Below are 15,400 nucleotides of genomic sequence, written 5' to 3'. Positions count from 1 at the left end.
CTCAGCCCAGCAGTTCCTTCACCAGACCCGACAGCTGGTCGGTCTCGATCAGGAAGCCGTCGTGCCCGGCGGGCGAGGCGATCACCCGAAGCCGGTCGGCCGACGCGATTCCCGCGACGAGTTCTTCCTGCTGCGCCAGCGGATACAGCCGGTCACTGTCCACACCGGCCACGATCGCGCGGGCGCGCACCCTGGCCAGCGCGGCCGGGATTCCGCCACGCCCCACGCCGATGTCGTGCTCGTTCATCGCTGTGGTCAGCGTGACGTAGCTGCCCGCGTCGAACCGGTGGGCCAGCTTCGCGCCATGATGGTCCACATAGGACTCGACGGCGAACCGGCCGTCCGGCATCCGCCGCCGCCCGAACCGGTGCGCGAGCTCGGGTTCGCTGCGGTAGGTCACGTGCGCGATCCGGCGGGCGATGCCGAGGCCGACGTGCGGCCCTTCCTCCGCGTCGTGGTAGTCGCCCCCGTGCCAGTGCGGGTCGGCGCGGATCGCGTGCAGCTGCGGGGAAGCCCAGGCGATCTGCTCGGCAGACGCGGCGGCCGGGCACGCCACCAGCAGCACGGCGGCGACCCGTTCCGGCCTGCCGACCGCCCATTCCAGCGCGCGCATCCCGCCCATGGACCCGCCCAGGACCGCCGCCCAGGTGTCGACGCCGAGCGCGTCGGCCAGCACCGCCTCGGCGGTGACCTGGTCGCGGACGCCGACGGCGGGGAACCGGCTGCCCCACGGTTTCCCGTCCGGGGCGACCGAAGCCGGGCCGGTCGTGCCCTGGCAGCCGCCCAACACGTTGGGGCACACCACGAAGAACCGGTCGGTGTCGACCGCGCGGCCGGGCCCGATCAGCTCGTCCCACCACCCGGCCGTGGGATGCCCCGGCCCAGCAGGCCCGGCGACGTGGCTGTCGCCGGTCAGCGCGTGCTCGACCAGCACGGCGTTGGACCGGTCCGCGTTCAGCGTCCCCCAGGTCTCATAGGCCACCGCGAAGTCCGGCAGAACGCCGCCCGCCTCGAGCACGAGCGGGCGTTCCGCGCGCAGCCACCGCCGGTGGCCGGACGGGTCCCCTTCCCGCCACGCGCCCGTGGCGGGAAGGGGGACACCACTCGGGCCAGCGGTCACAGTTCGGCCTTGGCCGCCCGGAAACCGGCCTCCAGGTCGGCCTTGAGGTCTTCGACGTTCTCGATGCCGACCGAGAGCCGCACCAGGCCGGGCGTCACGCCGCTGGCTAGCTGCTCCTCGGCGGCGAGCTGGCTGTGCGTGGTGCTCGCCGGGTGCACGATCAGGCTGCGCACATCGCCGATGTTGACCAGCTGGCTGTGCAGTTCCGTGCCGTCGACGAACTTGCGGCCCGCCTCGACCCCGCCGCGCAGGTCGAACGACACGATCGCGCCCGCCCCGAGCGGCAGATACCTCTGCGCCGCCTCGTGGAACGGGCTCGACGGCAGGCTCGCGTAGTAGACCCGCTCCACCTCGTCGCGCTGCTCCAGCCACTCGGCGAGCGCCCGCGCGTTGGCCACGTGCCGCTCGATGCGCAGCGACAGCGTCTCGATGCCTTGCAGGATCAGGAAAGCGTTGAACGGCGAGAGCGCCGCGCCGGTGTCGCGCAGCAGCTGCACCCGCGCCTTGGCCGCGTACGCGCCCGGGCCGAGGGCCTCCCAGTACTTGAGGCCGTGGTAGCTCGGGTCGGGCTCGGTGAACCCGGGGAACCGCGCCGGGTCCGCGCCGAAGTCGAACGTGCCGCCGTCGACCAGCACGCCCGCGATGGTGGTGCCGTGGCCGCCGAGGTACTTGGTCGCCGAGTGCACGACCACATCGGCGCCGTGCTCGATCGGGCGCAGCAGGTACGGGGTGGGCACGGTGTTGTCCACGACCAGCGGCACGCCGACCTCGTGCGCGACGTCGGCCACCGCGCGGATGTCGAGCACGTTGCCGCCCGGGTTGGCCAGCGTCTCGGCGAAGAACAGCTTGGTGTTCGGGCGCGCCGCCGCGCGCCACGCGGCCAGGTCGTCCTGGTCGTCGACGAAGGTGACCTCGACGCCGAGCTTGGGCAGCGTGTAGTGGAACAGGTTGTACGTGCCGCCGTAGAGCGACGGGCTCGACACCAGGTGGTCACCGGCGTTGGCGACGTTGAGGATCGCCGCGGTGGTGGCCGCGGAGCCGGACGCGAACGCCAGCGCGGCGACGCCGCCCTCCAGTGCCGCGACGCGCTGCTCCAGCACGTCCTGGGTCGGGTTCATGATCCGGGTGTAGATGTTTCCCGGCTCGGCCAGGCTGAACAGGTCCGCGCCGTGCTGGCTGTCCCGGAAGACGAAAGAGGTGGTCTGGTAGATCGGGGTCGCCCGCGCGCCGGTGGACGGGTCCGGCGCGGCGCCTGCGTGGATCTGTTTGGTCTCGAAGGACCAGGCGGATTCGGTCATCGGAAATCTCCTAGGCGAAGGCGCCGCGCGCACGCAGAAGAAGCCGCGCGCGGCGAAGAGGAAACGGGGGTGGTCCGAAGCGAGCGGAGATCAGCGACAAGCGGCGCTGGAGAGACGGCCGAGATCGACATAGCGCCGAACCGTGAGGACTGCCATGGCAAGCACCGTAACCGCGCGTGCCGGATCACGGGCGGTTGTCCACAGGTTGGAACACACCGCGGTTGCCGTGATCGACCCGCCGGGGAACGATCGGAACCATGCGCGCCGCCGCCATGATGTCCAGCCTGCTCGTTTTCCTGACCGCCGCCACCCCTGCGACAGCGATTACTCCGTCGGTGCGCTTTCATCACTACGTCGCACTAGGCGACTCCTACGCGTCCGGCCCCGGCATCCCCGACCAAGGGAACGAGCCCGCGGGCTGCGGCCGCGCCAGCCGGAACTACCCGGGCCAGTTGGCGAACTGGTTGCGGGTGCCCGATTTCCGCGACGTGACGTGCGGCGGCGCGACGACCGCGCACATGACCGCGCCGCAACGGGTTCCGGGCGGGGAGAACCCGCCGCAGTTCGACGCGCTGCGCCAGGAGACGGACCTGGTGACCATCACCATCGGCGGCAACGACGTCGGGTTCAGCCAGATCATGGACGCCTGCGGCCGGGCCGGGGCGGCCGACCCGACCGGCTCCCCCTGCCGCGCGCACTTCACCGCGTCCGGTTCCGACGTCCTGGCCCAGCGGGTGGAGGCGACGGGCAAGCGGGTGCGCGCGGTTCTCGCGGGCGTCAAAGAGCGCTCGCCCAACGCCGTCGTCCTGGTGGTCGGCTATCTGCGCATCCTGCCGCCCGAAACCGGTTGCTGGCCCCAGGTCCCGTTCGCCGCGGGGGACAACGCGTACTTCGACCGCGTGCAGGAGTCGCTGAACCGCACACTGGCCGAGGTCGCCCGGTCCGCGGGCGCCCGCTTTGTCACCCCCTACACCTATTCCCTCGACCGCGACTCCTGCCAGCCGCCCGAGCGCCGCTGGGTCGAGCCGCTGCGGCCCGCCGCGCCCGCGCAGGCCGTGCACCCCAACGAGAACGGCATGAAGATCGTCGCGGGCCTCGCCTGGCTCACGCTCCGCTTCGCCCGCACTCCTTGACAGTGGCCGCGATCACACAGCAGTATGCGAATCCCCTTCGGCTTATCGGCGAGTGAGGTCCCCATGCCCAGGTTCCGCGCGTTGGCCGTCACCACTGTCTTGAGCGGGGTGCTCGCCGCCGCCCTGATCGCGCCACCGGCCAACGCGGCGCAGGACTACCAGCGCTATGTGGCCCTCGGCGACTCGTTCGCGTCGGTCGGCACGCTCACCAAGTTCCGCGAGGACGCGCCCGGCTGCGCGCGGGCCACGGACAACTACCCGTCGGTCATCGCCGCGAAGCTCGCCCCCACCGAGTTCGTCGACATCAGCTGCGGCGGCGCGCAGACCCGGGAGATGACCGCGCCGCAAGGGCAGAACCCGCCGCAGTTCAGCGCGCTGACCGCCGACACCGACCTGGTCACGGTCTCCATCGGCGGCAACGACATCGGCTTCGGCGAGATCATCACCACCTGCGCCAAGCTCAGCTTCACCAACCCGCTCGGCGCGCCGTGCAAGGCCCATTACGCGGGCGTCCTCGAAGAGCGCATCGCCCAGCTCGCGCCGAAGATCACCGCCGTGGTCGACGGCATCGCGCAGCGCTCGCCCAACGCCACCATCGTCGTCGTGGGCTACCTGCGGATCTTGCCGCCGACCACGGGCTGCTGGCCGGTCGTGCCGTTCGCCGTCGGCGACGTCCCCTACTTCGACGGCATCGAGCGCGTCCTCAACGAGACCATCGGCGCCAGCGCCGAGGCAGCGGGCGCGGTGTTCGTCAATCCCGGCCTGACCACCGGCCACGACGTCTGCCAGCTCCTGCCGTGGAACAAGTGGGTCGAGGGCCTGCTGCCGACGAGCCTGTCGGTCCCGGTCCACCCGAACGCGGCGGGCCAGCGGCACGTCGGCGGGCTGGTCGCCGCCGCACTGTCGGATTAGGACTTCCGCGATTTCAGGGCTCTCCGGCAGCGCTACCGTGGTCTGAGAATCGGGCAGCGCCGAGGAGAGCGATGATCAGCGTGCAGGGCGTGGTGGACCGGGTGGGTCCCACGCTGCTGCGCACCGCCCTCGCCGTGGAGCAGGCCGACGGGCTGCACGTCACCGACGTGGTCATCGCCGAGGCGGGGCGGCGCGCGCAGGTCGGCGCGGGCGACCTGGTGCTCGGCGTCGCGGTCGCCTCGACGCAGGACGCGGTCGCGCTGGTGCGGCACTGCGGGGCGCACGGCGCCGCGGCGGTGCTGCTCAAACCCCCGTACGCGGCGCGCGGCGCGGTCAAGACCGCGGCGCTGCGGGCGGGCACGGCGATTGTCGAGGTGCACGCTGCCACGGCGTGGGCGCAGCTGGTGTGGCTGCTGCGGTCGGTTCTCGACGCCGCCGCGGACGAGTCCGACGCCCTGCACTCGGCCGCGTTCGGCGACCTGTTCCGGCTCGCCGACGCGGCGGCGGCAGTGGTCGACGCGCCGGTGACCATCGAGGACGCGAACTCCCGCGTGCTGGCGTACTCCGCCCGGCAGGACCGCACCGACCCGGCGCGGGTGTCGACGATCATGGGCAGGCGCGTGCCGGACGACGTGCTGGCCCGCTTCCGGTCGCGCGGGGTGTTCCGCGAACTCAGCCGCGGCCGCACGGCGATCTTCGTGCCCGCGCAGAAGGACGGCACGCTGCCCCGGCTGATCGTGCCGATCCGGATGGGCGGCCAGCTGCTGGGCTCCATGTGGGCGGTGGTCGCGGGCCCGGTGCCCGACGAGCGGGCCGCCGCCTTCGCCGACGCCGCGCCGGTCGTCGCGCTGCACCTGCTGCGCAGGCGGGCCCGCGAGGCCAGCGAGCGCAGGCACTCGGCCGAACTGGTGCGGTCGGTCCTCGAAGGAACCGGCAGCACCCGCCTGGCCGCCGCCGAACTCGACCTGGACCGCGGCCCGCACCGCGTGGTCGCCATCGACGCGCAGAGCGACGACGCGTTGGACGGAGAAGGCGTAAGACTGTCCCTCTTAGAACGACTTACCGAGGGCGTCGGTAAGCGTCCCGCTATCGCGGACCTCCACGGTGTCCTCTACGCGATAGTGCCGGATGTGGACGGTTGGCCAACCCTGCGCACGGCACTGGCCGATCTGGACGGTCCGCTGGTCGGTGCGGGCACTCCGGTCGAGGTGGCGGACCTGGCCCGCTCGCGCGCCGAGGCGGACGAGGCGCTGAGCCTGCTGCGCACGGGCCTCGCCGAGGGGCCGATAGCGGTGCACGACCAGGTGTGGACAGTCCTCGTGCTCCACCGGGCAGCGGTGGCGGCGAACGCGGCGGGAGTCGCGGCCTTCGGCCCGCTCACCCAGCTGATCGCCGACGCGGACGCGGGCTGGTACGCCGACACCCTCTACGAGTGGCTGCGCCACCCCGGCGATCCCCGAGCCGCCGCGGCGGCGCTGAGCATTCACCCCAACACCCTGCGGTACCGCCTGTCGCGGATCACCGCCCGGCTCGACGCCGACCTCGCCGACCCGGACACCCGCCTCGCCCTGCTCACCCAGCTCACCGCGCTCCGCTGGCAGTGATTGTTCCGCGAGCACAACACGGCGGGGTTACTCTCGGTTTCAGGGCACGATGACAGCCGCTTAACGCTGCCTGACCGTGATAGGGGACACCCCGCAGCGGGTCCAGCCCCGACCGAGAGGACGATCCCGGTGAAGATCGCCGTTCCCCGAGAGGTCAAGAACCACGAGTACCGGGTGGCGCTGACCCCAGCGGGCGCCCACGAGCTGACCGCCCACGGCCACACCGTGTTCGTCGAGGCGGGCGCTGGCCTGGGCTCGGCGATCACCGACGAGGAGTACCTGGGCGCGGGCGCGAAGATCCTCGCCGACGCCGAGGACGTGTGGGCCGAGGGCGAACTGGTCCTGAAGGTGAAGGAGCCCGTCGCCGCCGAGTACCCGTACCTGCGGTCCGAGCAGATCCTGTTCACCTACCTGCACCTGGCCGCGGACGAGCCGCTGACCCGGGCCCTGCTCGCCGCGGGCACCACCGCGATCGCCTACGAGACGGTGCAGACCGAAACCGGCGCGCTGCCCCTGCTGGCCCCCATGTCGGAGGTCGCGGGCAGGCTGGCCCCCCAGGTCGGCGCGTTCGCCCTGATGCGCCCCTCCGGCGGCCGCGGCGTCCTCCCCGGCGGCGTCCCCGGCGTCCACCCCGCGAAGGTAGTGGTCATCGGCGGCGGCGTGGCGGGCGTCAACGCCACCACCATCGCCCACGGCATGGGCGCGGAAGTCGAGGTCCTGGACACCAACATCGACCGCCTGCGCCACATAAACGCCCAGTTCCACGGCCAAGTAAGAACCACCACCTCAACCCACTACGCCATAGAACAGGCAGCAAAGACCGCAGACCTCTTGATCGGCGCAGTCCTCATCCCCGGCGCCAAGGCCCCCAAACTCATCAGCAACACCGTCGTCGCCCACATGAAGCCCGGCTCAGTACTAGTAGACATAGCCATAGACCAGGGCGGCTGCTTCGAAGACTCCCACCCCACCACCCACGCGAACCCCACCTACCAGGTCCACGACTCCCTCTTCTACTGCGTGGCCAACATGCCCGGCGCAGTCCCAAGAACCTCCACCTACGCCCTCACCAACGCCACCCTCCCCCACACCCAGTCCCTAGCCACCCAAGGCTGGCGCCAAGCCCTCCAAACCTCCCAAACCCTCGCCCACGGCCTCAACACCCACGCAGGCGCCCTAACCAACCCCCAAGTAGCCCACACCCACCCCACCCTCCCCCAAACCCCCCTACAAACCGCCCTAACCCCCTAACCCCCTCTATGCCCCCGCCCCCGCCTGCCCTGCCCCACCCCAGTCCCCTGGCACACGCCGCAGGTGAGGCATGTGGACGGTCCTATAGAAACGTCGGGATCGGACACCAGTCACCATCAACCACCCACAGGCCCACACAGAACAACGCCGGGTCAGGAACCAGCCGCACCGTGGGGGGCTCGGGGGGCTCGGCCCCCCGGCCAACACTGACGAACACCACCGGCTCGCGCTCTCCGCGAGCATGGGAGGGGGAGGTGTGAGGGCGGCCCGCTCAACCAGCCTGGGGGTCACTGGGAGCGGGCCGCCACCTATAGCTTAGGCACATTCGGCGCGGTTCGCTGCACTGGGGGCGGGCGAGTCGTGATTACTTCCTCACAGATAATGGACCCTTTCGGGTGAGAAACCGCGCATCGGGGTGAAACCGCCGGTCGGCGCTACGGTGGCCGGGTCGGCGCGCCGATGCCTCATCGGTGACTGAGCCTCGGTGGTGCCTCGGCTGCCACGATCCCTTCGGCCGAGATCGCGCGTTGACGGTGTTGGTGGAGGACGATCTGGTCGTCTTGGTTCCCCCGCCTGGGGCGTCCGCGGTGTTGTCCGCCCAGCAGACGCGGTCGCTCGGCGTGGTGTTGGACCAGGCGGCGGGTCGCGCGGACAACGTGCGGGCCGGGTGATGCCGGTGCGTGGGGACGAGGCGTTGCGGGCGGCGGTGCTGGCGCGGTTGGCGCTGCTGGACGAGGTGGCGGGGACGGCGGACGAGTCCACGTTGTTGCCGTTGGCGCGCAGTGAGATCAGCCGGTTGGCCGATGGGTGGCGGTTGCTGCTGACGGTGCACCAACCGGATGAGGAGAGCCGGTGCCGGGCGTGTCCGGCGGGGGCGGCGAGCCTGCGGGGTTTCCGCGGGCTGCGGTGGCCGTGTCAGGTGTGGCGGATGGCGCATGAGCATCTGATCGGCGAGGGTGTGGCGCACCGGGACCGGAAGCGGCCGCTGCGGAATCCGTTCGGCAGGCAGGCTGTGTTGGTGCCGCAGGAGAAGCCTGCCGGGGCGCGGGCGCAAGCGCCTCCCGAGCCGCCGGTCGTCCCGATGGAGCCGGTGCACCGCGCCCCGGTAAGGGAACGCCAGTACTGACACTCGGTGACCGCCCACCCAATTCAGGGTGACCTGCCCGTTGGCTTGCTCGGCGTTCCGCGCCCTACCCGGACGCGGAGTGTCACGATGCGGCAAGATGGCCGCCACGACACGCCTGGCGAGCTGGAGGGGCCTGTGCAGGACGGTAGCGGTCGCATCGTGGTGCAGAACTTGACCAAGAACTTCGGTCCGGTCGCCGCGGTGCAGAACCTGAGTTTCCACGTCGAGCCGGGTTCGGTGACCGGTTTCCTCGGGCCCAACGGCGCGGGCAAGACCACGACGCTGCGGATGCTGCTGGGGTTGGTCCGGCCGACGTCGGGGTTCGCCACGATCAACGGCCAGCCCTTCGCCGGGTTGGGCAACCCGGGCCGGGTCGTGGGGGCGGTGCTGGAGGCCCAGGGTTTCCACCCGAAGCGCACGGCGATCAACCACCTCCGGGTCTACACGGCGGCGATGGGTTTGACGGACCAGCGCGCCGACGAGGTTCTAGGGTTGGTCGGCCTCGGCGCCGCGGCCAACCGGGCGGCGGGCGGCTTCTCGCTGGGCATGAAGCAGCGCCTGGCCTTGGCGACCGCGCTGCTGGGCGACCCGCAGGTCCTGGTGCTCGATGAGCCCGCCAACGGCCTGGACCCCGAGGGCATCGCCTGGCTGCGCACCTTCCTCAAGGCGTTCGCCGCCTCCGGCCGCACGGTGCTGATCTCCAGCCACCTGCTCGCCGAGGTCGAGCAGACCATCGACCAGGTGGTGATCGTCAGCCGCGGCCAGACCATGTACTACGGCAAGCTCGACGACCTGCGCCGCTCACAGCAGTCCCGCGTGATCGTCCAACCCGCCGACCCCACCGCTCTGGCCACCGCCCTCCAGGCGGCGGGCATCACCGGCATCACCCCCACCCCCGACGGCAAGATCGCCGTAGTCGACGCCACCGTCCAGCAGATCGGCGATATCGCCGCGAAGGCCGGGACGGCGCTGTACGGGGTGCAGGAGGAACGGGTCGACCTGGAGCAGCTGTTCTTCCGCCTGACCAGCGGCCAGTGGGCAGCCCCCAGCGCACCCGGCTATGGCGTGCCGCAGTACCAACAGGGTCCGCAGCACCAGCAGCCCTACCAGCAGCAGCCTTATCAGCAGCAGGGCTACCAGCAGCAGGGCTACGCCCCGCCGGGCACCCCGCCGCAGGGCGGCCCCCAGCCGGTCCACACCCCTTCTCCGGGCACCCCGCAGATCACCCTGCCCTTCCAGGGCGACCCCCAGGCCTTCGCGCCACCCCACCAAACCCCACCCCAGGGCGACCCGCGGGCTTACCAACCGCCTCAAGGAACACAGCACCAAGCTGTCCCGCCCCAAGGCAACCCACAAGCCTTCGCGCCACCCCAAGGCAACCCACAGGCGTTCGCGCCACCCCAAGGCGCGCCGCAGACCTTCGCGCCTGCCGAGGGCAACAACCCGCAGCCTTTCGCTCCGCCCCAGGGCGACTCGCAGGCCTTCGCGCCGCAGCAGAGTGGCCAGCAGCCCGGTTTCGCCCAGCCCTACCCGGCTGCGGCGCAGACTCCCTCGCCCTACCAGGCAGCGCCACACCAGGTCGGCGAGCAGCTTCCGGCGTCCTACCAGGCCACGCCCGCGACCCCGGAAACGCAGCAGGCCGCGGCCCAAACCCCGCCGCCCTCCCAGACCCCCGGACAAGGCCCGACGCCGGAGCATCCCCCGGCGCGGAGCCCGGAGCCCCAGGAGCCTGCGGCGGAGACACCGCCGTCCCACCCGACCCCGGCGGCGTCCCCGTCGACCCCGGCAGGGGCAGATCAGAACCCGGCACAGGACACGGCGTCGAACCAGCCGCCCGCGGCTGACGCCGTGCCGCCCGCGCCGCGGCCGGTGGACGTCCCGCAGGCCCCACCGCCGCCGGAGTCGCAACAGAACCCGACCGGACAGGGGGGCAACGCGTGATGGGCAGGCTGATCAACGCCGAGTTCCGCAAGATCCTCACCACCAAGCTGTGGTGGGGCCTAATGATCCCGGCTGTCGTGCTGGCCGTCCTCTGGGCATGGGGCTGGTCGGCAGTCACCGGAGAACTCATCAACGACGTCACCAATGAGCCTGAGCTCCGCAACTTCGACGTGCCCGTCGACGAGATGTCCTGGTCGGTGATCGCGCTGGCGCGCAGCATCAACATCGCCTCGATCTTCCCGATGATCTTCGGCGCGCTCGGCCTGGCCAGCGAGTTGAGCCGCAAGACGATCACCACGACGTTCCTCACCGCCCCCTCCCGCGCGAGCGTGCTGGGCGCGAAGGCGATCACGTACGTGCTGTGGGGCGCGATCTTCGGCCTGGTCATCAGCGCGGCGGCGAGCCTGGGCACCCTGATCGGCTCGGACACCAACCTCCTGCCCGAGGGCGAGCAGTGGTTCCTGATCGTGCTCGCGGGCATGATCATGTGCATCCTGTGGACGCTCGTCGGCCTCGGGGTCGGCGCGCTGATCGGCTCGCCGGTGGGAGCGCTGGTGATCCTGCTGATCTACGCGCTCGTCGTCGGCCCCTTCGGCGAAGTGGTGCTCTTCGGCACGACCGAGGGCTCCAACCTCCCCGGTTTCCTGCCGAACGGCTCGGCTAACGGCCTCACCGGCTCGACCGCCGCCGCGCTGCTGTTCGAGCAGATCCAGACACTCGTGTTCAACCGTGGCGGCGCGGCGATCCCCGCGAGCAGGCAGGAGACCATCGAGGAGATCATCCGGTTCTCCGCGGGCGCTCCCGGCGCGTTCTCGCTGTGGATCAGCGGGTTGATCTTCCTCGGCTGGACGGCGTTGTTCTTCATGACCGGAATCATCCGGAATCAGCGGCGGGACATCACGTAGTTATCCACAGCCCGAAGTTATCCACAGGCCCCGGGCCGCACTCCCCCACGGAGTGCGGCCCGGACCTAATCTGGCTAGGTGCCCCACACCTCCACAGCCCCCGGCTGGATCCGCAGACTGACCGCCGCCTGCTGGCAGCACCGCCGCTTGGTCGTGCTGTCGGTGGTCGCGTCGGTGATCGGCGTCGGCTTCCAGGCGGCGGGCCCGCTGCTGGTGAAGTTCGTCGTGGACGACGCGGTCGATGGCGAGACGGCACGGCTGGGCTGGCTGGTCGCGGCCCTGGTCGCGATGGAGTTGCTGACCTTCGGCAGCGCGTTCCTGCGCCGGTATCTCGGCGGCAGGCTGGCCCTGGACGTGCAGCACGACTTGCGCCAGGCGGTGTTCGGCGCGGTGCAGCGGCTCGACGGCGGCAAGCAGGACGCGATGCGCACCGGGCAAGTGGTGTCGCGGTCGATCAACGACCTGCAGTTGGTCCAGGGCCTGCTGATGATGGTGCCGCTGTCGATCGGCACCGTCGTGTTCGGGTTGGCGGCGCTCGGCGCGATGCTCTGGCTCTCACCGATGCTGACCGTGGTCGCGCTGGTCGTCACCCCCGTGGTGGCGGTCGTGGCGACGCGCAGCCGGTCCACCCTGTTCCCGGCCACCTGGTCCGCGCAGCAGCGCGCGGCCGACGTCGCGCAGCAGGTCGAGGAGACCGTCACCGGCGTGCGGGTCGTCAAGGGGTTCGGCCAGGAGGCGCGTGAGGTCGCGCGGCTGGAGAAGACCGCGCGGGCGCTGTTCGCCGAGCGGATGCGCACGGCGAAGCTGACCTCGCGGCCCGCGGCGACGCTGGTGGCGATGCCATCGGCCGGGCAGGTGGCGGTGCTCGCGCTGGGCGGCTACCTGGCGCTCAACGGGCAGGTCACGCTGGGCACGTTCCTCGCGTTCGCCAGCTACGTGGCGAACCTGGTCGGGCCGACCCGGCTGCTCGCCGGACTGCTGATCAACGCGCAACTCGCGCGGGCCGGGGTGGAGCGGGTCTACGAGCTGATCGACTCGCAGCCCGACGTCGTGGACAAGCCGGACGCGATCGACGTGCCGGACGGGCCGGTCGACGTGGTGCTCGACGGGGTCCGGTTCGGGTACACGCGCAGCGAGCCGGTGCTGGACGGGGTGTCGCTGCGGGTGTCGCCGGGCGAGACGCTGGCGCTGGTGGGCACGGCCGGGTCGGGCAAGTCGACGGTGTCGCTGCTGCTTCCCCGGTTCTACGACGTGCAGTCTGGTGCGATCCGGATCGACGGGGTCGACGTGCGCGACCTGCGGCTGTCGTCGCTGCGCGGCACGGTCGGGGTGGTGTTCGAGGAGGCGTTCCTGTTCTCCGACTCGGTGCGCGCGAACATCGCCTACGGGCGGCCGGACGCCACCGACGAGGACATCCGGGCGGCGGCGAAGGCCGCGCAGGCGCACGAGTTCGTGGAAGCGCTGCCCGACGGGTACGACACGGTGGTGGGCGAGCGCGGGCTGACGCTGTCCGGCGGGCAACGCCAGCGGGTCGCGCTGGCCAGGGCGCTGTTGTCGGACCCGCGCGTGCTGGTGCTCGACGACGCGACGTCCGCGGTGGACGCGGCCACCGAGTCCGCCATCCACGACACCTTGCGCGAGGTCACCGCGGACCGGACGACGCTGCTGGTCGCGCACCGCCGGTCGACCCTCGCGCTGGCCGACCGGATCGCGGTGCTCGACGGCGGCAAGGTCGTCGATGTCGGCACGCACGCGGAGCTGAACGCGCGGTGCGCGCTGTACCGGTCGCTGCTGGCCGGGCCGGGCGACGCGATCGAGGACCCGACCCGCCGCACGGGCGCCGACCTGATGCCAGGGCCGGACGGGGTGACGCCGTCGCTGTGGCCGGAGGACAGCGGCGAGTCGCAGACCGGCGCGGCGCTGTACACGCAGAAGACGACCGCCGTGGGTCGCGGCCGGATGGGCGGCGGCTCGCCGGACGCGCTGAACGTGCCGCCGACGGACGAGTTGCTGGCCAGGGTGCGGGCGCTGCCCCCCGCGGTCGAGCGCCCCGATCTGCACGGGGAGGACCCGACCGCGCCCGATCCCGGGTTCCGGCTGCGCAGGCTGCTGCGTCCGGCGCGGACGGCGCTCGCGGTGGTCTTCGGGCTGGTGGTGCTCGACTCGGTGATCGCGGTCGCGCTGCCCGCCCTGTTCCGCAGCGGGATCGACTCGGGCGTGCTGACCGGCGCGACGGGGGCGTTGTTCGTCGCCACCGCCGTCGCCGCGGCGCTGGTCGGGGTGATGTGGCTGAACACCGCCGTGAACACGGTGCTGACGGCGCGCGTGGGCGAGCGGCTGCTGTACCTGCTGCGCGTCCGCAGCTACGCCCACCTGCAACGGCTCGGCCTGGACTACTTCGAGCGCGAGATGGCGGGGCGGATCATGACCCGGATGACGACCGACGTCGACGCGCTGTCGACGTTCCTGCAGACCGGGCTCACCACGGCCGCCGCGAGCCTGCTGACGGTGGTGGCGGTGACGGTGGCGCTGCTGGTCACCGACCTGTCGTTGGCGCTGGTGGCGTTGACCGTGCTTCCGGTGCTGCTCGTCGCCACGGTGATCTTCCAGCGGCTGTCGTCCGCGGCCTATGCCGAGGCCCGCGACCGGGTGAGCGCGGTCAACGCCGACATGCAGGAGAACGTCTCCGGCCTGCGGGTGGCGCAGGCGTACACCCGGGAGGACGTGTCGGCGCGCCGGTTCGCCGAACGCAGCGACGCCTACCGGCGGACGCGGCTGCGGGCGCAGCGCTACATCGCGACGTATTTCCCGTTCGTGTCCATGCTGTCCGGCTTCGGGCAGGCGGCTGTCCTGATCGTGGGCGCCCACCGGGTCGCCGACGGCGAGCTGACTCCCGGCGTGCTACTGGCGTTCCTGCTGTATCTGGGCCTGTTCTTCGCCCCGGTGCAGCAACTGTCCGGCGTGTTCGACGGATACCAGCAGGCCAGGGTCGGCCTGCGCCGCATCGCCGATTTGCTGCGCACCCCGACCACGGTGCGCCCGCCCGCCGACCCGGTCCCCGTGCCCGCGCGCCTCACTGGCGAGATCGAACTCCGCGATGTCTCCTTCACCTACGCGGGCGCGGACCGCCCAGCCGTCTCGAACATCTCCCTGCGCGTCCGCCCAGGCGAGACCGTCGCCCTGGTCGGCGCGACCGGCGCTGGCAAGTCCACGGTCGTCAAGCTGATCGCCCGCTTCTACGACCCCACCGACGGCGCGGTCCTGGCCGACGGCGTCGACCTGCGCTCCTACGACCTGTCCGGCTACCGCCAGCGCCTCGGTGTCGTCCCCCAGGAGGCCCACCTGTTCACCGGCGACATCGCCCGCAACGTCGCCTACGGCGCCCCCGACTCCCCACCCGCCCGCGTCGAGTCGGCCGTCCGCTCGGTCGGCGCCCTGCCCATGGTCGCGACCCTCCCGGCAGGTTTCCGCCAGCCGGTCGGCGAACGCGGCCAAGGCCTCTCCGCGGGCCAACGCCAGCTCATCGCCCTGGCCCGCGCCGAACTGGTCGACCCGGACATCCTCCTGCTGGACGAGGCCACCGCCGCCCTCGACCCGGCAACCGAATCCACCGTCCTCACCGCCAGTGAACGCGTGGCGGGCAAACGCACCACCTTCGTCGTCGCCCACCGCCTAGCCACCGCCGCCCGCGCCGACAAGATCGTCGTCATGTCGGGCGGCCGCATAGTCGAACAGGGCACCCACAAAGACCTCTTGTCCGCAAACGCCCACTACGCCCACCTCTGGCGCCTCGGCACCATGGACCCCCACCCCACCACCAGCGCCGCCGCACCCACTCCCGCCCCCACAGCCAACGTCACGATCGGCGGCACCCACCCCCACCGCTGACCTGTCGAAACCACCGGCGCGCAACCGGCCACCCCACCCACCCGGCCGAACCGACCAGCCCCAACCACAACCCCAGACCAGGAGGGCACACCAGAAACCAAGACCAAAAAGCAGGGGAACAGGAACCCACGCGGCACGCGGCACGCGGCACGCGGCACGCGGCACGCGGCACGCGGCACGCGGCACGCGGCACGCGGCACGCGGCACGCGGCACGCGGCACG

The 15,400-nt window shown here is 71.7% G+C and carries 10 protein-coding genes and 1 pseudogene; 9 read left to right on the top strand and 2 right to left on the bottom strand.

Annotated features, from left to right (window positions below):
* Window position 1 precedes the first annotated feature (1 nt).
* A complete protein-coding gene (gene metX, locus BLS56_RS24080) occupies window positions 2–1,120 on the bottom strand; it encodes a homoserine O-acetyltransferase MetX (RefSeq protein WP_091455213.1) in 1,119 nt (372 codons plus the stop codon).
* Window positions 1,117–2,418 (bottom strand): bifunctional o-acetylhomoserine/o-acetylserine sulfhydrylase, encoded by a 1,302-nt coding sequence (locus BLS56_RS24075; RefSeq protein ID WP_091455210.1) that lies wholly within the window; start codon window positions 2,416–2,418, stop codon window positions 1,117–1,119. The genes metX and BLS56_RS24075 overlap by 4 nt, the downstream gene beginning before the upstream one ends.
* A gap of 257 nt (window positions 2,419–2,675) precedes the next feature.
* Here BLS56_RS24075 and BLS56_RS24070 point away from each other — a divergent pair, with 257 nt between their 5' ends.
* The 9 genes and pseudogenes from BLS56_RS24070 (at window position 2,676) to BLS56_RS24035 (ending at window position 15,178) form a co-directional block, all read left to right on the top strand.
* Complete coding sequence (locus tag BLS56_RS24070; RefSeq protein WP_228771883.1) at window positions 2,676–3,551, top strand: SGNH/GDSL hydrolase family protein; 876 nt, start codon at window positions 2,676–2,678, stop codon at window positions 3,549–3,551.
* A gap of 63 nt (window positions 3,552–3,614) precedes the next feature.
* Window positions 3,615–4,463, top strand: coding sequence for an SGNH/GDSL hydrolase family protein (locus tag BLS56_RS24065; protein WP_091455208.1), 849 nt, complete (start codon window positions 3,615–3,617; stop codon window positions 4,461–4,463).
* 71 nt (window positions 4,464–4,534) lie between these two features.
* Window positions 4,535–6,067: a PucR family transcriptional regulator gene (locus BLS56_RS24060; protein WP_091455206.1), complete on the top strand. Its 1,533-nt coding sequence runs from the start codon at window positions 4,535–4,537 to the stop codon at window positions 6,065–6,067.
* Window positions 6,068–6,196: 129 nt separating this feature from the next.
* Window positions 6,197–7,318, top strand: a complete 1,122-nt coding sequence (gene ald, locus BLS56_RS24055; RefSeq protein WP_091455204.1) for an alanine dehydrogenase — start codon at window positions 6,197–6,199, stop codon at window positions 7,316–7,318.
* A 527-nt stretch (window positions 7,319–7,845) separates the two neighbouring features.
* Window positions 7,846–7,989, top strand: coding sequence for a hypothetical protein (locus tag BLS56_RS31740; protein WP_175483018.1), 144 nt, complete (start codon window positions 7,846–7,848; stop codon window positions 7,987–7,989).
* Between the two features lie 5 nt (window positions 7,990–7,994).
* The gene (locus tag BLS56_RS24050) at window positions 7,995–8,444 is read left to right on the top strand and encodes a hypothetical protein (protein ID WP_228771882.1); all 450 of its coding nucleotides are present in this window, start codon (window positions 7,995–7,997) and stop codon (window positions 8,442–8,444) included.
* Window positions 8,445–8,579: 135 nt separating this feature from the next.
* A pseudogene (locus BLS56_RS24045) lies at window positions 8,580–9,632 on the top strand (ATP-binding cassette domain-containing protein); the annotation flags it as partial.
* Window positions 9,633–10,384: 752 nt separating this feature from the next.
* A complete protein-coding gene (locus tag BLS56_RS24040; RefSeq protein WP_091455202.1) occupies window positions 10,385–11,290 on the top strand; it encodes an ABC transporter permease subunit in 906 nt (301 codons plus the stop codon).
* A 78-nt stretch (window positions 11,291–11,368) separates the two neighbouring features.
* Window positions 11,369–15,178: an ABC transporter ATP-binding protein gene (locus tag BLS56_RS24035; RefSeq protein ID WP_091455200.1), complete on the top strand. Its 3,810-nt coding sequence runs from the start codon at window positions 11,369–11,371 to the stop codon at window positions 15,176–15,178.
* Window positions 15,179–15,400 lie beyond the last annotated feature (222 nt).

Source organism: Actinokineospora iranica, assembly GCF_900101685.1.
GTDB lineage: Bacteria > Actinomycetota > Actinomycetes > Mycobacteriales > Pseudonocardiaceae > Actinokineospora > Actinokineospora iranica.
This window is presented reverse-complemented; position numbering and strand designations above follow the sequence as displayed.

Bases quoted from the DNA above. Each gene is read 5' to 3' on its own strand.
- BLS56_RS24075 (WP_091455210.1), bottom strand. From the start codon at position 2,418: ATGACCGAATCCGCCTGGTCCTTCGAGACCAAACAGATCCACGCAGGC.
- BLS56_RS24070 (WP_228771883.1), top strand. From the start codon at position 2,676: ATGCGCGCCGCCGCCATGATGTCCAGCCTGCTCGTTTTCCTGACCGCC.
- BLS56_RS24065 (WP_091455208.1), top strand. From the start codon at position 3,615: ATGCCCAGGTTCCGCGCGTTGGCCGTCACCACTGTCTTGAGCGGGGTG.
- BLS56_RS24060 (WP_091455206.1), top strand. From the start codon at position 4,535: ATGATCAGCGTGCAGGGCGTGGTGGACCGGGTGGGTCCCACGCTGCTG.
- BLS56_RS24040 (WP_091455202.1), top strand. From the start codon at position 10,385: ATGGGCAGGCTGATCAACGCCGAGTTCCGCAAGATCCTCACCACCAAG.